General features: G+C 54.0%; 21 protein-coding genes and 1 pseudogene. 15 read left to right on the top strand and 7 right to left on the bottom strand.

Annotation, left to right across the window (positions count from 1 at the left end; translation table 11 throughout):
* The 8 genes and pseudogenes from D8U82_RS28240 to D8U82_RS02540 all read left to right on the top strand — a co-directional run.
* A partial coding sequence (locus D8U82_RS28240; protein WP_206663320.1) for a hypothetical protein occupies positions 1-182 on the top strand: 182 nt, incomplete at its 5' end.
* Between the two features lie 51 nt (positions 183-233).
* Positions 234-710 carry a DUF3304 domain-containing protein gene (locus D8U82_RS02570; RefSeq protein WP_177434102.1) on the top strand — a complete coding sequence of 159 codons (477 nt, stop codon included), beginning with the start codon at positions 234-236 and terminating at the stop codon, positions 708-710.
* A complete protein-coding gene (locus tag D8U82_RS02565; RefSeq protein WP_130901607.1) occupies positions 707-2,527 on the top strand; it encodes a DUF2235 domain-containing protein in 1,821 nt (606 codons plus the stop codon). The genes D8U82_RS02570 and D8U82_RS02565 overlap by 4 nt, the downstream gene beginning before the upstream one ends.
* A 149-nt stretch (positions 2,528-2,676) precedes the next feature.
* Positions 2,677-2,880, top strand: a pseudogene (locus D8U82_RS28365) (type VI secretion system tip protein VgrG); the annotation flags it as partial.
* Positions 2,881-3,271: 391 nt separating this feature from the next.
* On the top strand, positions 3,272-4,246 hold the full coding sequence (locus D8U82_RS02555; RefSeq protein WP_130901606.1) for a sel1 repeat family protein: 975 nt from the start codon (positions 3,272-3,274) through the stop codon (positions 4,244-4,246).
* A 171-nt stretch (positions 4,247-4,417) separates the two neighbouring features.
* Entirely contained in the window at positions 4,418-5,386 is a 969-nt protein-coding gene (locus tag D8U82_RS02550; RefSeq protein WP_177434103.1) for a sel1 repeat family protein, read from the top strand.
* 291 nt (positions 5,387-5,677) lie between these two features.
* Positions 5,678-5,947, top strand: a complete 270-nt coding sequence (locus tag D8U82_RS02545; RefSeq protein ID WP_130889133.1) for a DUF2790 domain-containing protein — start codon at positions 5,678-5,680, stop codon at positions 5,945-5,947.
* A gap of 90 nt (positions 5,948-6,037) precedes the next feature.
* Entirely contained in the window at positions 6,038-6,436 is a 399-nt protein-coding gene (locus D8U82_RS02540) for a hypothetical protein (protein WP_130901605.1), read from the top strand.
* On the opposite strand, the gene D8U82_RS02535 is transcribed toward D8U82_RS02540, so the two are convergent.
* Positions 6,433-6,702 (bottom strand): DUF1652 domain-containing protein, encoded by a 270-nt coding sequence (locus D8U82_RS02535; RefSeq protein ID WP_016774885.1) that lies wholly within the window; start codon positions 6,700-6,702, stop codon positions 6,433-6,435. The genes D8U82_RS02540 and D8U82_RS02535 overlap by 4 nt on opposite strands.
* 369 nt (positions 6,703-7,071) lie before the next feature.
* Here D8U82_RS02535 and eco point away from each other — a divergent pair, with 369 nt between their 5' ends.
* A complete protein-coding gene (gene eco, locus D8U82_RS02530) occupies positions 7,072-7,557 on the top strand; it encodes a serine protease inhibitor ecotin (protein WP_125926527.1) in 486 nt (161 codons plus the stop codon).
* Between the two features lie 12 nt (positions 7,558-7,569).
* On the opposite strand, the gene ilvA is transcribed toward eco, so the two are convergent.
* Positions 7,570-8,583: a threonine ammonia-lyase, biosynthetic gene (gene ilvA / locus D8U82_RS02525; RefSeq protein WP_130889134.1), complete on the bottom strand. Its 1,014-nt coding sequence runs from the start codon at positions 8,581-8,583 to the stop codon at positions 7,570-7,572.
* 250 nt (positions 8,584-8,833) lie between these two features.
* Between ilvA and D8U82_RS02520 the strand changes: the two genes are divergently transcribed.
* The gene (locus tag D8U82_RS02520; RefSeq protein WP_130889135.1) at positions 8,834-9,190 is read left to right on the top strand and encodes a DUF2834 domain-containing protein; all 357 of its coding nucleotides are present in this window, start codon (positions 8,834-8,836) and stop codon (positions 9,188-9,190) included.
* A gap of 68 nt (positions 9,191-9,258) precedes the next feature.
* Complete coding sequence (locus D8U82_RS02515; RefSeq protein WP_130901604.1) at positions 9,259-9,438, top strand: hypothetical protein; 180 nt, start codon at positions 9,259-9,261, stop codon at positions 9,436-9,438.
* 15 nt (positions 9,439-9,453) lie between these two features.
* On the opposite strand, the gene D8U82_RS02510 is transcribed toward D8U82_RS02515, so the two are convergent.
* Positions 9,454-10,755: an ATP-binding protein gene (locus D8U82_RS02510; protein WP_073476613.1), complete on the bottom strand. Its 1,302-nt coding sequence runs from the start codon at positions 10,753-10,755 to the stop codon at positions 9,454-9,456.
* 4 nt (positions 10,756-10,759) lie between these two features.
* Positions 10,760-11,461 (bottom strand): response regulator transcription factor, encoded by a 702-nt coding sequence (locus tag D8U82_RS02505; protein WP_122611358.1) that lies wholly within the window; start codon positions 11,459-11,461, stop codon positions 10,760-10,762.
* Positions 11,462-11,714: 253 nt separating this feature from the next.
* On the opposite strand from D8U82_RS02505, the gene D8U82_RS02500 reads away from it, so the two are divergent.
* From D8U82_RS02500 to D8U82_RS02485, 4 genes are all read left to right on the top strand, one after another.
* Positions 11,715-12,872, top strand: a complete 1,158-nt coding sequence (locus D8U82_RS02500) for an efflux RND transporter periplasmic adaptor subunit (protein WP_130901603.1) — start codon at positions 11,715-11,717, stop codon at positions 12,870-12,872.
* A gap of 15 nt (positions 12,873-12,887) precedes the next feature.
* A complete protein-coding gene (locus D8U82_RS02495) occupies positions 12,888-15,986 on the top strand; it encodes an efflux RND transporter permease subunit (RefSeq protein WP_130901602.1) in 3,099 nt (1,032 codons plus the stop codon).
* A 180-nt stretch (positions 15,987-16,166) separates the two neighbouring features.
* Positions 16,167-16,808: a DUF1345 domain-containing protein gene (locus D8U82_RS02490; RefSeq protein WP_130901601.1), complete on the top strand. Its 642-nt coding sequence runs from the start codon at positions 16,167-16,169 to the stop codon at positions 16,806-16,808.
* 159 nt (positions 16,809-16,967) lie between these two features.
* Positions 16,968-17,411, top strand: a complete 444-nt coding sequence (locus tag D8U82_RS02485; RefSeq protein ID WP_125926520.1) for a hypothetical protein — start codon at positions 16,968-16,970, stop codon at positions 17,409-17,411.
* A 62-nt stretch (positions 17,412-17,473) separates the two neighbouring features.
* On the opposite strand, the gene D8U82_RS02480 is transcribed toward D8U82_RS02485, so the two are convergent.
* From D8U82_RS02480 to D8U82_RS02470, 3 genes are all read right to left on the bottom strand, one after another.
* Positions 17,474-19,825: an autotransporter outer membrane beta-barrel domain-containing protein gene (locus D8U82_RS02480; RefSeq protein WP_130901600.1), complete on the bottom strand. Its 2,352-nt coding sequence runs from the start codon at positions 19,823-19,825 to the stop codon at positions 17,474-17,476.
* Between the two features lie 182 nt (positions 19,826-20,007).
* Entirely contained in the window at positions 20,008-22,014 is a 2,007-nt protein-coding gene (locus D8U82_RS02475; RefSeq protein WP_130901599.1) for a hypothetical protein, read from the bottom strand.
* A gap of 122 nt (positions 22,015-22,136) precedes the next feature.
* Entirely contained in the window at positions 22,137-22,955 is an 819-nt protein-coding gene (locus D8U82_RS02470) for a hypothetical protein (protein ID WP_130901598.1), read from the bottom strand.
* Between the last annotated feature and the right edge of the window lie 132 nt (positions 22,956-23,087).

Here is a 23,087-nt window from a genome sequence, read left to right as displayed (position 1 = left end):
AAGCGCTGGACGCTGGCCGCAGTGAAGGTTTAACGGACGCGGAAGACGTCACTCTATTTGCCACCCTGCGGTTGATGAACCCTAAGTTTCCAGAGAACTGGCCGATGTGGACTCAAGCTAAGGAGCGAACATTTAGAGAAAAACTGCCGCTTGGAATCGTTATACAGCAGCTGTCTGACTGAACCTTCAATTTCTATATAACATCGCTTTGTAAAATGACACGGGAAACATTGATGTCGCTGACCATGAATAGCTCGAATGAACGACGATGGAAACGCCGATCTTCAGCGATCGTAATTCTGATTCTCGCGGTATTTTTCGTGGGATTTTATATTTACACCAAAACCCGAATATCCGGCGCTGCTCTCACCTCCCACAATTATATGAACAGACCAATAGGTAGCTTTTGGGTAAATGACAACTGGGGAGGAAATGGTGGCGTGACCTGTTGCTGGAAGATGTCCGGCGACACTGCGAAGGTAGTTTGGATCCTGAGCATGTCGAAAGCTCAGGAGGATCAAGGAATGAAAATAGAAAGACATGAAGAACTAATGCCTATGCCAAAGCGCAAGGCTGGGGACGACACGCTGCATGTTTACTTTCTTCCCGGTAATAAAATAGAGCTCACGTGGTCTGCAACTACGCTTGATAAAAACTCATTCCGCGAAAATACGACTAAAGAAACCAATGGACAAGGGAGTCATCCATGAGCGAACCAAAAAACTTATGCGATGCACAAGCCATTAGCTCGCGCTTAAGTTCGTCCACAGGATTAAAAAAGAGTTCAACGCTACCATGTGAAGCAACATTACATGTTGGATTTTTTTTCGATGGAGTTAGTAGAAACCTAGAAGACGACTTAAAGGAAGAAAGAGTTACCAATATTGGCCGCCTTTTTCTCGCGTATCCACACGAGGAGAACTCTGCACCATCCGATCCGGCCAGTCAGCATCATAAATTCTATATATCTGGGCTTGCCACATCGTTTGACGCTACCTTAGGCACGAACTCGACTACTAGCGCAGCCAACCTCAACGGCGCAATCAGCAAAATCAAAGACGACGTTTCCAAACTACCGAAAGATAATTCCACGGAAGCTGTTGTTGACGTAGGCAAAGACGTATTAGCCGGGAAAAACTGGTGGGACAACTTTACAAACAACCTAAAACCCAGGAATCTTATTTCCGCTATTGCTACTACAGCAGCCAAGGCTTCGGTCGAAGGTATTTCTCCCGTCCGTGACCAAGAAATAGTTTTCAGTTTACTTAAAACTGGTGTAGACACTCGCCTAGAGGCCGCAAGTAATCGTTTTGAAAAGCTTGTAGAGGACGTCAAAAAATCGAACTCGATCTCGATCAAAAAAATTTCAGTATCGGTGTTCGGTTTCGATTATGGCGCTACGCTTGCGCGAGCCTTCGCTCATAAATTATTTGAGGCGTGCGACCCTGGTACTACCGTCTACAAAGGTGCAAAGCTGGAAGTGGTTTTCGCTGGGCTGTTCGATGCGGTAGATCGAAGCATGGAAGCATCGGTGGTTCGAGATTTTTTACTGCCAATTTCCAATTCAGTGGATGATGGAGAGTGCTTGCCAGGTCCAGTCAAGTCGGCACTTCACCTAGTTGCTGCTCATGAGTGTAGAGGTGACAGGCGTGCACGTCTAATCGGCACCGGATCGCTTACCCCCCGATGGGAAGAACGGTTGGTTCCGGGCACGAGCTCTGACGTAGGGGGCGGATTGGCGAAAAAAAGTGCCTCGCACAGCCGAGAGCTGCACATAGTGGCTTTGCACGAAATGTATCGTGCCGCCTATAGTGCTGGAGTCCCCTTCCCCTCTATGGCGAAACTTCAAGAAAAAGATAGATACGTGGCTAGCTTCTTCGAATTTCATGATCACATCAATGGCACCGGCGCTATTGAGGCGAGCAAACGATACACGAGCCTAGCTGGCAATAAAAAAGTGTCTGCCGACGCTTTTCTAGCTCATCGCCGCTTATACATCCAAAGACTTCGTGGACTTTGGGAATTGTATAGTGGACAACACCGTGCTTATAGCGAACAAGAAGATCGCTTGAAACGCCCATTATTGGGTGACTCCGGAACATTGAAACGCTTGCTGGGAATGGGCAGTGAAACAGAAGTTCAAGCTAGTAAGCGCGACGCGGCTCTGGAACAAACTCGCAAAAGTAAAGATGTACTTCGCAGCGAGCTTGGCTGGTTAGAGGACGTTGATAGGGAAGCCAAACGCCTGAGCATCGGACTCGCAACTAAAGCAGAAAAAGCATTGCTGGACGAATGGTTTGTGAAGGAGTCGAAGAGTCTCAGCTTCGATATTGAGGACCTGCTGGAATTCTATGTAAATGACAAATTCATGGTAAGCCAAATGTCACAATCACCAAGCTCGACCAAGTATTTTTTAATCAGAGAATTTGACATTCCTGACCTAAATAAAACAAAAGGGATGGCCCCCGACTTTATGGAACAGATGATGCGAAAAACGCCCGCAGACTCTTCAGGTGCATCGACCTAAAAGCATGAGACTCAAGGTCTGAGAATGAATCTTTTGATTTGGATTCCATTCTATTGACGGATATTGCGGAGGACGAATGCCAAAAAAACAGAATTCGCGACGGAAATAAATAGCTCTCGCGGTAAACGGCCTGGCGGCTTAGTTATGCGATCCACGCCCAGCGCGACGGGGAGGAAAACATCGAACACAACCAGAAAATCCGCGTCGGCAACGAACGCCACGACACCGTTGAAGCCAATTTATTGAGTGAGTCCAAGGTTGAAGAACAACGGATTCCCAATCTGGAACCCATCAGTGAAATACGCACGGATGATCACCTGATTGTGGGCGTCACGCAGTATGTGAAGGTGGGTCCAGTGTCGTCTGCTTCAGCAGCAGGCTGTTGAGCGCATACTAGGATTGATTGTCCGCCAAGCGGAAAAGCAAGGAACAATAACCCTTGCCCAAGCACAATTTGAAGAAGCATGCATGAGCATGAATCGGTTCGGAACCAAAGCCGCAGACGAAGCAGAACAGCTATATTGCGAGAATCGACTGCATATGGACAATTTCATGTCAGAAGCAATTCTGCGACTGCACGACGATGCGAACGACGAAATGCGTGCCCGGTATAAAGCGCACGTGAACCTTTTAGGCGCGAACCTAGATGGCTTTTGTCACAGAACCCGATACTACGGACAAACTTTTGTTCCTGGCGGAAAAGCAAAATATGTCCCTCCAGCTAAATACATCAAGGGATAAAAAATGTTGCGCACACTTATATATATAGCAACCGCAATTGCAACCCTCTTATCAAACAATGTACTTGCCGAGCTTACACCAACTCAGCAGGCCGCAAAAACTCGTGGGATAATGCTTTTCAATCAATACAAACCAGCAGAACTGGAACTTCGCATAGCAGCCGAAGCGGGCGATGCGGAAGCACAATTCTATTTAGCTGACGAGCCTCGTCAAAAAAAACAAGGAATGACTGTCGAAGCGCAAAAATGGTACGAGGCATCAGCATCACAGGGTGATTATTATGCGATGTTTAAACTCGCCACCGTATCGGAAGACCTGTGCTCGGTTGTCAACCAATGTCCTGCTAGTAGTAAAAAACCAAGTGACTGGCTAGATTTATTGATAAAAACTGCTACGCCTCGCGCTTTGGGTGGCGACGGCGAAGCGATGGCTGTGCTTTACAACGCGACTGCAGAGTTGGATTGGTTGCAGAAATCAGCAGCGGCTGGATATGCGCCGTCACAGTGGTTACTCGCTAATCGTTACGCCGAGGGGGAAGGCACATTTTTGCTACCTTGGAAAAGAAAGAGTGCCGAGGAGGAGTTGCTAAAGGCTGCTTCGGAAGGAGGTTACCCTCCTGCAATGATCGAATATATTTCGATTCTTTCCCAGCGAAATGATCTGGCAGGTGTTCGGCATTGGTGGGAAGAAGCGGCGAAAACCGGTTATCAAAATGCCGTCGCAACCTATGGTGCATATCTTTCCCACACGCCCGACAAAGTTGGCTACCCCGTCGATTTGATCAAGGGCTACGCACTGGTCTCTTTGCTTAAAGAATTGGATGGCGGTGGAAACGTTCAAGTCTATGTGGAAGGGAAGCTTCCTAAAATTGCTGCAAAAATGACATCGAACCAGATTGAGGAAGCGGAAAAATATGCAATTGAGTGGAAGGCCACCCACCCGCCCCTTTCTTTCTTTCCAAGGAAATTAGGTTTTTAATTAGTAATGAAGCAGAATGCAAGAAATAACCGGTACGAGGCTAATCTTCCCGAATTAGAACAATCGACAGCCTTGTCGATCGCGCTCTGCCGTATCGTTTTCAAAAGTTTTGCAAAGACCGATAAACCAGCGAAACAACTGCAATCGAAAAACAACTCAGCACTTACACTGATGAAGGTGATCCCCACTACGCTTATTTTATTAACGCTAGCGTCGACCCAGTCATTCGCGCTTACGAACGAACAATCTCGGGCAAAAATCAAGGGCATTGAGCTATACAATCAATACAAAGCGACTTCTGCAATCCCGTTTTTAACAACAGCGGCAGAAGCGGGAGACCACGAAGCTCAATATTATTTAGGAGAAGTTCTTCGTAAGAAAAATCATTACATGAACGAGGAGGCCAAGAAATGGTATGAAGCGTCAGCAGACCAGAGCGATCTCTATGCCATGATCCAATTGGGCCGCATTGAGCATGATATATGTAAAATATCCAACGACTGCCCTCCTTCTCACAAGCAACCAATAGAATGGTTAAATCAGGCAAAAAAAATAGCTCAAGAAAAAGCCGAGGCTGGTGATGCGGAGGCAATGTGCATAATGTATGAAATCACGCTAGATGATGCGTGGTTGGAAAAATCCGCCTCTGCGGGAAATGCATTTGCGCAATACTGGATGGCGGTATCCCTCAAACAAGGTGATGGTTTTCTCATGCCTTGGAAACGAAGCGAAGCAGTTGAAAAGTGGTTTAAGCTATCTGCTGAAGGCGGCTACCCAAAGTCAATGATGGAATACGCTGCGATATTGTATGAGCGCGGCGATATAGAGGGATTTCGCCACTGGAATGAGCAAGCAGCAATAGCAGGTTATGCGGAATCAGTGTATGGATATGGCTCATATCTTGCTCATGAGCCCGACACATATGGATTTCCATATGACCCCGTTAAAGGCTACTCTCTAGTTTCATCCTTAAGCATTCTGGACGGCGGGGGTGGAATGCAAGAAAACGTTGAATACAAACTCCCTCTCATTGCAGCCAAGTTGACCCCCGCGCAAATTTCCGAAGCACACGAGCAAACAAAGAAATGGACTGCGACACATCCACCACTGTCCTTTTTTCCCGAAAAACTGAGTCGTTAATGTACTTTAATCAATGATGAGGTAGGGCGGGAAATACTTAATGGCCGTAATCAGGATCATTGCTCCTGGTTATGGCTGATCGGCAATCGCTTCAATGCAAATATCTTTGGTTAAATGTGCTTGCCGTATGATCCCCGATCTATTCAGCCTAATTAGTCCAATTAACCCTCCCTTAATTCTCAAATCAAAGACTCTACAGTACTGTTCTGCTCAGGCATCTCGCTGAAATCGACTGCAGCAGGGTCGTCAGGCTTCGTGCCGGGCGCCTATCCGTTACGCTGGAGTCTTCTCATGAACATCCGTCCCTTCCTGCTCTCCGCCACCCTCGCCTGCGCCGCTTTCGCCGGGTTGGCCCAAGCCACTGATACCTCCGCCACTTCCGATGCCTTGCCCTACCAATGCGGCATGCCACTACACGTGGCGAAGGTGCTTTCGCTAACCGAGCCGCCGACCCTGGAATGCAAAGTCATCACCGCCGACATGAAATACATCGACAACACCGGCAAGCCCGCACAAATCAGTTACAGGAAATTATCTGACGCATGCAGTCGGCAGAACTGACAGACGCTTCTGATTTTCCGGTTCGCCATAGGCGTGGAGTGGCTCCGGCGGTTATGCTCGGGGCCTTCCCTACTGCCGCAAGGATTGGCCATGCAGTTGTCGTTCCGCACGTTGTCGAGCTTCACTTCAATCCTGTGTTTTCTGCTGGCGCTGGTCTGGGGATTTTTTCCGGAGATGCTGCTGGCGATCTGGAGTATTGGCTATTCGGAAGGCACTGGCGTAGTCGCAAGGCGCAGCGCGGTGCTGTTTGCGGCGTTGGGGGTGATGTTTTATTTGCTGCGCAATGCTCCGCCGTCAGCGGCACGCAGTGCGCTGAGCAATGGTTTTATCGTCGGCTGTTTCGGTTTGGCTGCGTTGGGTTTTGGCGAGTGGCTCAATGGCCATGCCGGCCCCGGGATTTTGCTCGCGGTGCTGGTCGAGTTCGCGCTGGGCCTGGGTTTCGTGCAGGCCCGGCGCGTGACGGTCGAACTGGGTGAAACGGTGGGTTAAACGGCTCGAGAACGAGCGCTGGTTTGATGTGTCGTGGTTTGTTGCGCGAGGTCGGAACGCAGGCCTGCGACCAGGTTGTTGATTTCACGGCAGCTGTTCAGGCGGCTGGCGTCGATTCCACTGACGTAGAGATCGGCCTGGTCGGTCCGATGGTCGCCAAATACTTTGACGGACATCGACAAGTCGGGTGACAGCGTGCACTGGCAGCGTTTCGGCAGGAAGCTGCTTTCAATGATATTGCGTAATTCCAAGGCAGATAAAAACATGGCGAACCCTCTCCTTTCTGTGCGATTGCCAATCAAGTATTCACGCTGACCCTTTGCTGCGCCTTCACGGGTGTGCCCCCGCTGTTTCCTTGGTGCGGCAAATGGTGGTACTGCGAAATGCCCATTGGAGTGTAGGCGTCCAAATCCGGTGCGCCTCACCGGAAGAACGCATAAAACGTGCCTTTGATCGGTTCGTTTGGCGCCCTGCAAAATCAAGCACTTGGAAAGATGGCCAGTATCCTGCTATTTGCAAAATGCATGAACCGACCGCCCATCCACTGCAATCTGCAATCTCCGGCCGAATTTGCTTTCGAAGACCATGACGGCAAGAATGTCTCCCATTGCAATTCAACTCGCACGGAGGCTTCCATGAATTCCTTACGCATTTGCGCGATCACTGGGCTGTTAATCGCCAACCTTTCCACCCTCGCCCACGCCGCCAAGCTCGAAGACGTGGCGCCGTATCCCAAAGCCGAAGCCGGGTTTACCCGACAAGTCATCCATCTGCCCAAGCAAGAGCAGGAAGAGAATTTCCAGGTTGAAATTCTCGCCGGCAAAACCCTCGAAGTGGATTGCAATCGCCAGCGTCTGGGCGGTGTTCTCGATGAAAAGAACCTGCAAGGCTGGGGCTATCCGTTCTATCGCCTGGAAAAGGTCATCGGCCCGATGAGCACGATGATGGCCTGCCCGCCCGGCAGCCAGAAAAAGCGCGCTTTCGTTCCGGTTGTCGGTGACGGCTTCATGTTGCGCTACAACAGCAAGTTGCCAGTCGTGGTGTACGCGCCATCGGACGTCGAAGTGCGCTATCGCATCTGGTCGGCGTCGGAAAAAGTCGGCACCGCCCTGCAGGAATAACCCGAGCGCTTGTTACGCCGGCACGCCGCAAGCAGCGGCGCGTTCGGCGACATGGCGCAGACTGTCGAAGTTGATGTTGGCCCCGGAGTCGAGGGCGACGAATGTCTGATCGCGAACGCCGCTGCGCGCCACGTACTGCTTGATCCCCGCCACGGCCAGCGCACCTGAAGGTTCAGTGATCGAACGGGTATCGTCGTAGATATTCTTGATCGCGGCGCAGAGCTCGTCATTGCTGACCGTGATTACCTCATCTACACAAAAACGGCAAACCTCAAAGCCATACGCGCCGATCTGCGCAACCGCTACGCCGTCGGCAAAGGTACCGAGGCTCGGTAGAACCACCCGCTCGTCCGCGCGCAATGCGGCTTGTAGACAGGCCGAATGTTCGGATTCGACGCCAATGATCCGCACTTCCGGGCGCAGGTATTTGACGTAGGCCGCGATACCGGCGATCAAACCTCCGCCGCCGACCGGGATAAAGATCGCATCCAGCGCGCCTTGATGCTGGCGCAGGATTTCCATTGCCACGGTGCCTTGGCCGGCGATCACGTCAGGATCATCGAAGGGTGAAACGAACGTGCGTCCTGTCTCCTCGGCCAGTTGCAGCGCGTGGGCCAAGGCAAAGGGAAAACTCTCACCGTGCAGCAATGCTTCGGCACCGCGACTGCGCACCCCGAGCACTTTGAGCTCAGGGGTGGTAGACGGCATGACGATCGTCGCGGCAATGCCCAATTCCCGTGCGGCCAACGCTACACCCTGCGCGTGATTACCCGCCGACGCGGTGATCACTCCCCGCGCTTTCTGCTCTCCGCTTAGTTGCACGAGTTTGTTGTACGCACCACGGATCTTGAAAGAGAACGTCGGTTGCAGATCTTCGCGCTTGAGCAGGACCCGATTGCCCAATGCTTGCGACAATGCCGGCGCAGGCTGCAACGGGGTAGGCACCGCAATGTCGTACACCGGCGCTGCCAGGATCTTTTTCACGTAATGCTCAAGCAGGGCTTGCTGGTCGGGGCTGTGCGGCATGGTCGTCTCCTGACAGTTTTCAGAACCCCGGAGACAGAAAGTAAAAACCCGCCTCTAGGGCGGGTTGGGTGCTGCAGTCGTGAGCTAGCCCGCCAAATGAGGAATGGCGGTGATAATGCTTGGCTGGCAGCGCGATACAGTGAAAGTCATGGGCTCGAAATTAGCCTGCCGGCGGATGACAAGTCAATGGTCAATTGCGCGTCGCGCCGGTAGGCTGGCACTTCTGCTCATCACACCAAGGAAGGAAAGCATGATGTCCATCGCCCTGCCTCTCACCGCTTTGCTCGCGTTCAGCGGTTACACCGTTTCGGTAATGCTCCAGGCTGAACAGTCACTGATCGACTTCGGCCTCAGCCTGATGTCACGACCGGACACTGCGCAAGTGGTCATCGATCTGTACCTGCTGGCGACACTGGCCGGTGTATGGATGGTCAAGGACGCCCGGTCTCGGGGACGCTCCGTCTGGTCGGTAGTGCCTTATTTGCTGCTGACCACAGTGTTCGTTTCAGTGGGGCCGCTGTTGTACCTGGTGATTCGCGGAATTCAGGAACGGCGCAAATCTGCCGCTGCGCCGTCGGCCCAGCCTCACAATTTTGAATCTTCCTGAGAACTGAACAGTCACTGCAAATGAGAACAACAACTTCCGCTCCAAGCCGATGAAAGTGGAGATTGACCATGAACATTCGCCAAGTGCTGTTCGCCGTCCCGCTGCTGGTCGCTGCCCTGTCCAGCCCTGCTGTTTTCGCCGTCGATGAAAGCGACGCCGTGAAAAAGCCCGAATGTCCGAAAGGTCAAGTGTGGGACAGTAAAACCCAGCAATGCGTGTTGCAGACCAGCGGCACAACGCAGCCCTGATATTCGTCATACGGTTCAGGCCGTGGCCGGCAACCACAGCCTGAATCGCGCCCCACCCAGCGGCGAACTTTCAACCGTCAAGGTACCGCCCTGCGCTTCCAGTGCGCGGCGGCTGATCGCCAAACCGAGGCCGAATCCACCCGTCGCGCGATCACGGCTGCGGTCGAGCCGATAGAACGGTTCAAAGATCCGCTCGCGCTCGTCGTCGGGAATGCCGATGCCATCGTCGTCAACCCATATCTCACATCCGCCGGCAATCACCTGCACGCCAATCTGAATACGCTTTTCGCAATAGCGCATGGCATTGCGCAACAGGTTCTGGATGGCCCGAGCGGTCAGGCGCGGATCCAGCGCAAAGCGTTCGAGCTGGCCGTGCAACAGAACGTCAATCACGATCTCCGGCGATTCCAGCTCCTCATCGACGCTGCCGAGAATGCTGTCGATGAACTCGTCGAGCGACACCTCGATGCGCTCGGGCGATTGCGCCGGATTCTGCAAACGGCTGTAGGAAAGCAACTCCAGCACCAATTCATCCAGCTCACGAATGTGCGCGACCAGGCTCTGCAAGCGCTCGCGGCTGGCGGCCGGCAAGTCTTCCGACAAGGCCAATGCCAGGCCGAAATCCAGACGCGTCAATGGTGTACGCAGCTCATGGGAAACGGCGTTAAGCAGATCACGTTGCTGGTTGAGCAGGTTTTCAATATCGCCAGCCATGGTGTCGAACACGTTGGCGAGGCTGCCGATGTTCGAACTCGGGGCGATTCTGGTTCGCTCGCTCAAGTGGCCTTTGCCGAAGCGTTCGGCAGTGCCTTTCAGGCGCTCTAGATCGCGCCAGTGCGGGCGCAACCAGAGCAGCAGGCAGCCGAGCAGCATGGCGCCGATCAGTACGTTGATGCTCCAGTACAACAGATCGACGTCGACCGGATCCGGCGGTACGACCATACGCACGGCCATGTCCGCATTCAGCGGAGTGACTGCCAAAGTTCGCCAGCCCCAGTCGCCGATGCGCACCACGTTTTCACCACGGTGCAGACGTTCCTGCTCGATGGGAGTGAACACCGGGTCGTCGATTGGCGTCAGGACGATGTGCAGCGGCTGGAATTCCTTGTCCATCGCCGCTGCAATCTCCGGCCACTGCTCTTGCGGCGCGGCATGAAACTGCTTGGTGATCAGCGATTGCAGACCTCGGGAAAAGTCCAGGTTGTAGGTGACGAAGCGATCCCGAAAGGCCATGACCACCAGATCCGGTACTAGATAGATCGCCGCGCTATAGGAGACGATCGTCACCAGATACAGGCGAAACAGAATGCGAAACATCAGCTCAGCATTCCCATTCGGAGCGGCTGAACAGATAGCCCTTGCCCCACACAGTCTTGATCTTGCGCGCCTCGCCAGCGTGATCATCGAATTTGCGCCGCAGCTTGGAAATCGCCACGTCCACCGAGCGGTCAGTGCCATTGAACTCGATGCCGCGCAGCCGCTGCAGAATCTGATCGCGACTCAGCACTTCGCCGGCGTGCCGGGCCAGCACCACCAGCAAATTGTATTCGCCGCTGGACAGCTCAACCGCTTGATCACGCCAGGTCACGGTGCGCTCGGACAGGTCAATGCACAGATTGCCCATGACGATCCGGTCATTGACGGCCAACGGCTCGCCGAGGCTGCTGCGCCGCAACAAGGTACGCACCCGCGCCAGCAGCACCCGTGGCTCGCAGGGTTTGGTGACGTAGTCGTCAGCGCCCATTTCCAGGCCCAGCACTTGATCATGGCTGTCATCGCGGGCCGTGAGCATGAGGATCGGCAGTGTCGCCGAATCGGCACGGAGCAAGCGGCACACCTGCAAGCCGTCGAGGCCCGGGAGCATGAGGTCGAGGATCACCAGATCCGGCGGACTGATCCGCGCCCGTTCGCGCACATGGTCGCCACGGGCGATGACGCTGACGGAGTAACCGTTGCGCTCCAGGTAGCTGGAAATCAGTTCGGCGAGGGCGGTGTCGTCTTCGACCAGGAGGATGTTGGGCATGGGGTGTTCCAGAAAATGCTGGAGCGACAGTCAGGGCTCATTCGCTCGCACATTGAAATGCGATCTCCTGTGGGAGCGAGCCTGCTCGCGAAAGCGATCGAACTGTCGCAATAAATTTCAAGGCCTGCAGGATATACGTCCTCACCCGCCATGGAGCAAAACCCTTACACAATTTCACACAGCAGCTACAAAGCTTCACCGCTAACCTCCCCGTCTGGCCGTAGGATGCGGCCTTCAATATTGGGGGTTGTACATGTCTGGAAAACTGCTGGCCGGGCTCGGCCTGATCGCATTGGCGCTGACGCTGAGCGCTTGTGATTCATCCTCGAACGCCGAAGAGCAGACGCCGCCGGCCACGGTGCGCGTCGAGACCATTAAAACCGAGCCCCTGTCGATCAGCAGCGAACTGAGCGGGCGCATCGCCGCGCCACGGATTGCCGAAGTGCGTGCGCGGGTGGCCGGCGTGGTGTTGCAGCGCACCTATCGCGAAGGCAGCGACGTGAAAAAAGGCGATGTGCTGTTCCGCATCGACCCGGCACCTTTCAAGGCGGATCTGGACAGTGCCGAAGCCGCGCTGCGCAAAGCCGAGGCCAACGCCTTTCAGGCGAAACTGCAAGAACAACGCTATGCGCAGTTGATCGAGGACCAGGCCATCAGCGGTCAGGACTACGACAACGCCCGCGCCGCTGCCCGGCAGACCGCCGCTGATGTCGCCGCCAGCAAGGCAGCGCTGGAACGGGCGAAACTGAACCTCGGTTATGCCACCGTCACCGCGCCGATCTCCGGCCGCATCGGCCGCGCGCTGGTCACCGAAGGTGCGCTGGTGGGGCAGAACGAAACCACGCCACTGGCGCTGATTCAGCAGCTCAACCCGATCCATGCCGACCTCACCCAGTCGACTCGCGAGCTCAATGAACTGCGCCGGGCGTTCCGTTCCGGGCAGTTGCAGGAAGTCGGTCAGGACCAGGTCAAGGCCACACTGATTCAGGATGACGGCAGCCTGTATCCATTGCCCGGCAAGCTGCTGTTCAGCGACATCACTGTCGATCCGGGTACTGGCCAGATCATCCTGCGCAGTGAATTCCCCAATCCGGATCTCGACCTGCTGCCGGGCAGTTTCATCCGCGTACGCCTTGAACAGGCAACCATTCAGAACGGCATTACCGTGCCGCAACGCGCGGTGCAGCGTGACAGTGCCGGCATTGCCCAGGTGCTGACCGTCGATGAGCAGATGCGCGTGGCGCAGCAACGGGTGCAACTGGGTGCGGTGCAGAACAATCGCTGGATCGTCACCGGCGGCCTGAAGCCCGGCGACCGTATTGTCATCGAAGGCCTGCAACACGCCCGTCCCGGGGAAAAAGTACAGGTCGACGAAACCCCTCTTCCACTTGCCCAGACCACTGGTCAGTAAGCAGGACGCTCTTATATGCCGCATTTCTTTATCGATCGCCCAGTATTCGCCTGGGTGGTCGCCCTGTTCATCCTGTTGGCCGGTGCGCTGGCCATTCCGCAGTTGCCGGTCGCGCAATACCCGGACGTCGCACCGCCGCAGATCGAAATCTATGCCGTGTACCCAGGCGCCTCGGCGCAGACCGTCGATGAGAGCGTGGTCAGCCTGATCGAGGAAGAGCTCAACGGCGCCGATCACTTGCTCTACTTCGAATCGCAGAGCAGCCTCGGCAGCGCGACGATCAAGGCAACTTTCCAGCCGGGCACCAACCCGGAACTGGCGCAGGTCGATGTGCAGAACCGTCTGAAGGTTGTCGAGTCGCGTCTGCCGCAAGCGGTCAATCAGCAAGGCTTGCAGGTGGAGAAGGTCTCTTCCGGTTTCCTCTTGCTGATTACCCTGACCTCCAGCGACGGCAAGCTCGATGACGTGGCGCTCAGCGATTATCTGGCGCGCAATGTGATGAACGAGATCAAGCGCCTGGACGGTGTCGGCAAGGCGCAGTTGTATGGTGCCGAGCGGGCGATGCGCATCTGGATCGATCCGCAGAAGCTAATCGCGTTCAACCTGACGCCGGCCGATGTCAACGAAGCCATCGTTGCGCAGAACGCCCAGGTTTCAGCGGGCAGCATCGGTGATTTGCCGTCGCCTTCCACACAGGAAATCACTGCGACGATTCTGGTCAAAGGCCAATTGTCGACGCCTCAGGAATTTGCCGACATCGTGCTCAAGGCCAACCGCGACGGCTCCACGGTGCGCATCGGTGATGTCGCGCGCGTCGAAATCGGCAGTCAGGAATATCAGTTCGGCACTCGCCTCAACGGCAAGCCGTCCACCGCCGTCGGCGTGCAGCTGTCTCCCGGCGCCAACGCACTGAACACCGCAACGCTGGTGCGGGCGAAGATGGATGAGCTGGCGCGCTACTTCCCGGCGGGCGTGGAGTACAAGATTCCGTACGACACCTCGCCCTTCGTCAAAGTCTCGATCACCAAAGTGATCTACACCCTTGGCGAAGCGATGCTGCTGGTGTTTGCAGTGATGTTCCTGTTCCTGCAGAACGTGCGCTACACGCTGATCCCGACGCTGGTGGTGCCGGTGGCGCTGATGGGCACGTTCGCGACCATGCTGGCGCTGGGCTTCTCGATCAACGTGCTGACCATGTTCGGCATGGTGCTGGCCATCGGCATTCTGGTGGATGACGCGATCGTTGTGGTGGAGAACGTCGAGCGCATCATGGCCAGCGAGGGCTTGTCGCCCAAGGAAGCCACGCGCAAGGCAATGACGCAGATTACCGGCGCGATTATCGGCATTACTCTGGTGCTGGTCGCGGTGTTTATTCCAATGGCGTTCATGCAAGGCTCGGTCGGCGTGATCTACCAACAGTTCTCGCTGTCCATGGCCACGTCGATTCTGTTCTCGGCGTTTCTCGCCCTGACGTTGACGCCGGCGTTGTGCGCAACATTGCTCAAGCCTGTCGCCAAAGGTGAGCATCACGAGAAGTCCGGATTCTTTGGCTGGTTCAATCGTCGCTTCGAGCAACTGACCGATCGCTATCAGGGTTGGGTCGGCTATGCGCTCAAGCGCACTGGTCGCTACCTGGTGATCTACGTAGTCCTGTTGATTGGACTTGGGTTCTGTTTCGCGCGCCTGCCTTCTTCGTTTCTGCCTACAGAAGATCAGGGCTACACCATTACCGATATCCAGCTGCCGCCGGGCGCGACCAAGAACCGCACCGTGCAAGTAGCCGAACAGCTCGAAGCGCACAACGCCGATGAGCCGGGAATCAGTGACAGCGTAGTGATCCTGGGTTTCAGCTTCTCCGGTAGCGGGCAGAATGCGGCGCTGGCGTTTTCGACGCTCAAGGATTGGTCGGAACGTGGCAGTGACGATGCTGCCAGCTCGATTGCCGATCGCGCCAACGCTGCGTTGAGTCAGATCAAGGACGCCATGGCCTTCTCGGTGCTGCCGCCGCCGGTGGATGGCCTTGGCACGTCCAGCGGTTTCGAATTCCGCTTGCAGGATCGCGGTGGTCTGGGCCATGCGACGTTGATGCAGGCGCGTACGGAACTGCTCGCCGCCGCCGAGAAAAGTCCGGTATTGATGAACGTCCGTGAAAGCGCGCTGGCCGAAGCACCGCAAGTGCAACTGATCGTAGACCGCAAGCAGGCGAATGCCTTGGGCGTTTCGTTCGCCGACATCGGTAATGTGCTGTCCACTGCGGTGGGTTCCAGCTACATCAACGACTTCCCCAATCAGGGCCGCATGCAGCGCGTGGTCGTGCAAGCCGAAGGTGATCAGCGCAGTCAGGTGGACGACTTGCTGAAAATGCACGTGCGCAACAGCGCCGGAAACATGGTGCCGCTGTCGGCATTTGTCCAGGCCAACTGGATTCAAGGCCCGGCGCAGTTGACCCGGTACAACGGCTATCCAGCGATTGCCATCTCTGGCGAACCGTCGGCGGGGCACAGCACCGGCGAAGCGATGGCGGAAATCGAGCGACTGGTAGCGCTGGGGCCGAAGGGCTTGGGCCAGGAATGGACTGGGTTGTCGTTGCAGGAGCGTCTGTCCGGCAATCAGGCGCCGATTCTGCTTGGCCTGTCGCTGCTGGTGGTGTTCCTGTGTCTGGCGGCGCTGTATGAAAGCTGGTCGATTCCGACCTCTGTATTGCTGGTGGTGCCGCTGGGCGTGCTCGGCGCGGTGTTGGCGGTGACAATGCGTGGCATGCCCAACGATGTGTTCTTCAAGGTCGGTCTCATCACCATCATCGGACTGTCGGCGAAGAACGCGATCCTCATTATCGAGTTTGCCAAGAGCCTGTATGACGAAGGTCACGACCTGATCGATGCAACGTTGCAGGCTGCTCGCTTGCGCTTGCGGCCGATCGTGATGACCTCGCTGGCGTTCATTCTCGGCGTGGTGCCGTTGGCCATCGCCACGGGTGCCAGCTCGGCGAGTCAGCAAGCGATCGGCACTGGCGTGATCGGCGGGATGATCACCGCGACGCTGGCAGTCATCTTCGTCCCCGTGTTCTTCGTCGTCGTCATGAAGCTCGTACAACGATTCACCAAACAACGCTGATCAAACTGTGGGAGCGAGCCTGCTCGCGAATGCGTCCGGTCTGCCAACATTAATGTTGAATCTGCTGACGTCTTCGCGAGCAGGCTCGCTCCCACAAGGATTGGCCAACATCATGCGCAGTGGCCACATCTGTCATCGCTGGGCTAAGGTGGTGAAACCTCCCTCACCTACCGAGCTTTCATGCCCTTCCTCGCCCGCACCCACCCTCGTCTTTCCGGCGCCGCCCTGTTCGGCCTCGCAACGGGCCTGCTGGTCCCGGCCGACTCCATCGTCAGCAAAATCCTCATCGGCTGGAACGCCGGTGTCTGGACTTACCTGGTCCTGATGTTCTGGCTGACCATACGCGCCAAGGCCCCGGATGTGCGTCGCATCGCCGAGATCGAGGATGAAAACGCTGGACTGGTGCTTTTCGTCGTGTGCATCGCCGCGCTGGCAAGCCTGGCCACCATCACATTTGAACTGGCGGGCAGCAAAGATCTGGATAACACACACAAATTGATGCACTACGGCTTCACAGCGCTGACGGTGATCGGCTCATGGCTGCTGATCGGGGTGATCTTTTGCGTGCACTACGCGAGGTTGTTTTACACCTGGAATGGGAAGGAGCCAGCACTGCGTTTTGCGGAAGGACTGACCACCCCCAATTACTGGGATTTTCTGTACTTCTCGTTCACCATCGGCGTGGCTGTGCAGACTTCGGATGTGGGTGTTGCGACACGGGATATTCGAAAGATTGTCCTCGCGCAGTCGCTGATTGGATTTGTATTCAATACAGCAATATTGGGATTCTCGATGAACATTGCGGCTGGCTTGTTCAGTTGAATCACTCTACGACTCCAAGCATAAAAACAGTCTATTGCATAGCTGTAATATCTGACAGTTTACAAGACAGTGAAGGTCGTCTTATATGGGTTGTCCACGCACTCTTATCTTACGATGCTGCCTGGATCTTCCCGACTCGCTAATATGGAGATTTAACTCATGCGCAGCGCGGCACTGAAAACTGGCTATAACCAAAACGACTTCATAGACGACTTCACCGCCGACCTGGAAGACGGCACGAAATTCAGAGCTTGGTATACAGAATTAAGGTCGGACACGACCCCCGGCAGGGGTGACGTATACATCGTCATTGCCTATGACCGTGAAAAGCCATTCGTACGGACCTTCACCATTGTTTTTGAAAAATCCAAGCTTGAGGCATCAACGGCTATTACTGAGTTTGATGTCGGTGCAAATGTCACTTACAACAGCTACGAAAACCAGCAGGCCCCAACTCTACAAAAAGCGACCTCGGGCACCTTGGACTATAAACTGGACATGGAAACCGATCGATTCACTGGCACCTTCACAGCTGACGTAGCTAAATCGGACGCAAGTGGAACATTTCCCTGCACCGCAACTTTCGACACCTCCTTGACTTGACAAAATAATCAAAGCCCCATCATTTATGAAGGGGCTTTTTTATAACTCGTTAACTTACTTATTCACCATTTCAATTGAAGGCCAAGCGTTGCGCCGATAGGCATTTCGATATTGTTGCCCCTCATATATTCCAGTTCCGCATGCGCCTGCCATCGATCCGACATGTTAAGCGCAACACCGCCGCCAACTTTTACACGCGAGCCTGAAAGGTCGTTATTGAATACATTATTATTCACCTGTACTTCGTTACTCTTTGAGAACTCGTGAGCTAAAGCCGCACGAACATAAGGCTGCCAGACAACTCCGTTGCGCAATTGCAAGTTTCGACCTAACGTCATACCGCCCTCGGCACGCATGGAACGGGTACGATCACCCTCGACGCTCAAGCCGTTCGCCAGGTGATAATCTTTGCCCTGGATTATTGCAGCACTGCCTTGGATATACGGTTCGATGAAATAGCCTTGATCGAATGCGAAATGGCGTCCGAATTCAATAGATCCGCTGACACCAGTGTTATCGTAATCACCCTTCGTACGATTTCCATCACTCAACCCGACTTTAGCTTCATTCTGAAAACGATTGAACTTGATCACATTATCAACGTAATAGCCTTTGGCATTATCGATCCAGGTGAGATAGGAGCCCACATAGTAACTTTTGATCGTGCCGCTGGTTCCGCGGTGCAAATTCAAGTCAGAATGACTTTGCCCGGCCATGACGCCCAACAGCCACTGTCCACCGCCTATAGGCAGCGGAGCATCTGCGCCAAGCGTGAAACCCTGCTGATCTTGTCGATAACCATCACCAAACGCGTCCGAAACATTGTACTTACTGCCATACGCCCTCCCCCACGCGCCGGATTTAGAGCGATTGAAACGCACTTCACCCATACGGCTGCGTAAAGACATAGCCTCTCCATCAAGCACAGTGATGGCAGTATTGAAAAGCGCTGTGACAGCGCGAGTAGACGGACTGACCGTCCGAGCAGTCGGATCGAGAAACCAGTCGTTGCCGCTTTCACTCTGTTTCAAGCCATAAGAAAACGCACCTAGATCGACCTCGCCATTGACGTTGGCCAATGAGAATTTGGCGTCACCGCCGGCGACATGCACAAGATCCACGGGTTGACCGCTCGGCAGCTCTGTCCCAGTTGAGGCGACCAACAAACGATGATCTCCAGTCGCTGTTCCTGTGATATTCAGCACGTCGGATTGATCTGTTGTGAAATTGACATTCATTTCAAACAGGCCACTACCAGAAAGGTTGCGCACGTCCAGTTGATTGAAGACGGTATCGGCACCGATCCTTACCGTACCGCCATTGAGCGCCAAATCGCCCACCTGACTGTTGCCCGTCATGTTCCAGCGTGACGTCGAATCGATAGTGGCGCTGGAGACATTGGTCATGACACCGGTCAATTGCGAATCCTGCTGCAGTGCTACAGAAGCAGTTGCTCCAGTATCGGCTGTCACATCTCCGGTCAACGATGCCTGGTTGAAACCAAGCGCTGCCGTACTGGTATCCGCAATCTGCACGTTGCCTATCAGGTCGCTGCGCTCCACATTGAAGTCCGCATTGCCCAGCCCCTTGACTTCAATAATGGTCCCGGAGCCACCCGTCAGCGCCGAGCCGTCGAGGACGTCGATCCGGGAGGCGGCTGCGCTGGTCCCCTGGTAATCCACGACAATTGCCGACCCGCCTTTGCCCTCAACACCTGAACCTCGCAACAGCAAATGGCTTCCAGGCAGCCCTGCACCCTCGAGTCCAAGCCTTACGCCATTCTGACCACCAAGTATCTGGCTGCCTTCCGTAGCGGAAGCCGAACCGCTCAGCAACGTTACACCATAACTGCCTGCACCGGTCCCTTCGATAGTAGAGCCCGAAAACTCTAATGTACTGAAGGCCGTTGCACGTGCTCCGCCTGTTGCCCCGCGGATCGTACTGTCACTGACCGTCACCTTCGACCCGGAATCGACGTTGATGTTGCGTCCGGCCTGGAGCCCAAGGCGATCACTCGAGATAGTGCTATTGCCAGAAATCGTCGCGGTACTGTTAGTCAGTTCAACCCCGGAACGCGCATTGCCACCTGTCACAGTGGTTCCCGCCAGGTTTACCACTGATCCAGCGGAGGCAAAGATCTGCTGAGTGGTTGCCCCTACCGCATTGACTTGAGATTGCCGAGCGACGATGCCCAGAGTCTCAGCCTGATCGATATTCAATGTCGCCTGCTGTGAAAGCTGCCAGGACTCCACGTTATCGCCTTTGGTGACTGTATGAGCCGTTCCCACCAGTCCGGCGGCGAAAGCAGACTCGCAATTCAGCAATGAGAAGCAGAACGAAGAGGTTCCAAGCCAGATAACGGTCTTGGCACGAGAGCGAAAATGTGTGGTTTTGCAAAGAGATGAAGTACTCAAATCCAATCCTCCAAATATACGTCGATGGTGATAGATCGAGTAGATCCTTCACCCAAGGCGGCGCCAAACTACCGATCCGTTACGCATTGGTATGTAGGACATGTCCGATATTGCACAATTGTTTTTTTTCCAATCGTTGCCAACTGCCGGGACAACCTGTCCCGGCAGCAATGCTGACAAACCTAAATTGTCGGAGTACCTTCGCAATAATTGTTACTTGAATTTAGTAGCGACACCTCGTTAAAAAACTCTTCAGAAGGATTTGGAGCACCCGAGATGAGTATCGAATACCAGATTTTGATATAGCCATTTGGCAACCCGGAACTGAAGGGTGGTTGAATAGGCTTGATCTTGGTCAAATAAGGCTTGACATTAAGAACGAATTCCGCCGGGCTTTCGGTGCCAAGTATGGTATAAGTGTCCCAAAACTCTGTTCCATCGATTTTTTTGGTTCCAAGCGCGTCCTCATAGCCTTCCGAATAAACCGTAACAACTGTGTCTTTCGGCATATGCGTTGCATCTATCGTCACGGTCACCGGCAACTCTCGATCAGGCCGGGTCAGATATGCGCATGATACTAGTCCATTGAACAGCCTAACTGTTGGCGCCACTAAGTCGACCTTGGCGAGATCCACCTGGACTTCAGTGTTAAGTGACTCTATGACGGCTGGACTGGTAACGCTATTTTCGATCGTCCAATATGCCTGCTTTGGACCTGGTGCCCCGATCACTGCATCAAACTCATCAGGCGTCATGGTATGAGTCAATGGGTCCGTATTACCCGCAGTCAGCGTGAAGTCAGCAACTTCCTCGCCGTTTATCCAGAATCTGGCAATGTCGCCAGTTACAGGCACCCACGTGTCGCCGGTTTTTATCATCGGTGTGCTGAATGTGATATCCGCCAAACGGTCGGAAGCGGTGATGTGGTTCTTGGTTCCCGACGCACCCTCCACGGTAACTTCTACCATGTTCGGGTTTTTGATGTCCGGAAAGCCCGGATTACTTGGGCCGGGGGCAAGTAAATTGATTTGGGAGTCGGTACCTGGCGGAGCAACTTCAGGTTCAGTTCCACGAAAAAACTTATAAGATCCAGTAATCGGCACTGCCGCGGTCGCATTATTCCAGAGCGCCAGCAATCTGCTGGTTGTGATAGGGAACTGCAGCACAGTGGCGGCACCCAAGGGGCGAGTCCCCAAACTGACTGGAAGCGTTCCATTGGTGACAGTTGCAGCAATGCGGTCGGTGTCTTGCGCATTGTCCGGGCGTTTGACATTCAAATACACCGTACCCTGCAGATCGTTGAGGTCGATTGGGTCCGGCAAGATACCCTGGGGAAACTCACAATCGTGAAAGACTGGAGGTGGGGTTCGAGAAATTTGATAATCATTGGCAACCGCTTGCTCGCTGATGTTGCCCGTCGCGTCCGTCAGCGTGTACCAAAGATATTCCCGCGCGTCTATTTTTGGCAATTCAGCACTTGGCACGTCAACTGTGTCCGCTGTTAACCGCTGAGTATGGAGCAACTTTCCAGTTCCATATGTGGAGCCTGAATACACATGAATAGTGTCGGTTGCACTATAAAACTCGTAGTTTCGATTGATACTTACTTGTAAGAACTCATTATTCTCCAGCCATGCGTCGTCGACGGTTTTATCGGGCAAATTCATGTAAACAGCTCTTTCCGGCGGAAATTTCGTACCCGTTACCTTGTCCACCTCTGGTGGATTTTTATCGATTTCTACAGTGAGCCAATTCGAGTCGTCCCAATTGCCGTTTTTTCCGTTTTGTACGCGTAACTGAAACTGCCACGTTGTTGAAGCTTTATTCACATCATCATCCACCAGCGCCGCGGTCGGCACGTCGATAAGCACTTCCGCCGGGCGGCCGGCGACTGCCCCCAAATTGTCGTCTGTAATCATGTCTTCTGTACCGCCCGGGCCCTTGCGCTGGTACAACTCATATAAATCGTTATCTTCGGGCGTCAGGATTGTTGAAGTCAGGAATTTTACCTGGGCGGTACCTGAATCAATGATTGCCTTCGGCAACAGCCTACCCGGTAGCAAGCCAACGAACTCGGGATCAGCCAAGCGCACCCCTACGTTAACGTTAGAAGTACGCAGCGCAAGGCGACTACTTTTACCAAGAGCAACAGCAGATTGCGGCTTATCGTTAAAAATCGAAGTATTCACCTTCATTTCCTCGTAGTAATTAAAAACCCAAGCCGCACCCAAGCAACTTTCTGTCGCCAACATGAGCGACATGCATGACGTAGAGGCCAAAAACCGCTTTGATTACGGCTGTGTTACAACATTTACTTCAAAGGACCGCCGCCGCAGGGCTCTGGACAACCCGACTCGACGCGGTCTATTTTGACCAGACCAGGATGTGAGGCATAAATCGGTACCCCCCGACGGATAATGGTGTATCGGGCGATAGCAGAATGCTTGTCAAACATAGGCCTTATAAAAGGATCAAACGGAATATCTATAACAAACCCCTTAACAGGTTTATCACCATCAATTATTTCCCTGAACGTATGCTGCGGAGTGAGTACAGGGGGAGATCCATTTAATGTCGCAAACCCCTGCCAGACGAGTACACACACATCCTCATGCTGGAATATATCCGCAGCCTCAGGCACTATCTCGACCTGTATTTTTTCCCCAACCCAAGGAACGGTTTTGCAATTTATATAGCCCCAAAGATCTGCATCCGGAAATGCTGGTTTACGAAGCGTGGGCTTGAGAGCGTGTACTATTGTTAGTCTACGCCGGGGCGATTCATCATCATTACCATTACGCCCCACAAGCAGATAATAAATGTCGGCAAGGCCGTCCTCTTTCATATGTTCTGCTGTGAGATCGAATTCGAACTCTGGTTTATCGTCGAGATAGGTATATCTCTCGCAGAAAATCACGTTCGTTTCTTTGTTTTGCTCCCAATAAACATAAAGCTTCGTGTAATCTTCATCTTCACCTGGAAGCGGCTTTTGTGGAAAATTTGCCCAGCGCGGTATTCTCCCTTTCGTCCCGTTAATCAAAACATCCGGCGGCACGTGGCCGTCCGGGTCTGATGAACTAATTCCATCTAATGTAAAAGGCTCCGCGGTGAGCTGATTACTCTGCTCCATGTTATCTACTCTCTGCGATAATCTGCTGTGTGCGCGTCAATGAACTCTGTGTGTTGTTTCGATTAAGCGCCGGATTCTCCCTTTTGCCTACTGTCATATCTGACAGGTCAAATGACCGTCTGTCGGAATAAC

The sequence above is a fragment of the Pseudomonas sp. Sample_23 genome (assembly GCF_004307595.1).
GTDB classification, from domain to species: Bacteria; Pseudomonadota; Gammaproteobacteria; order Pseudomonadales; family Pseudomonadaceae; genus Aquipseudomonas; species Aquipseudomonas atacamensis.
This window is presented reverse-complemented; position numbering and strand designations above follow the sequence as displayed.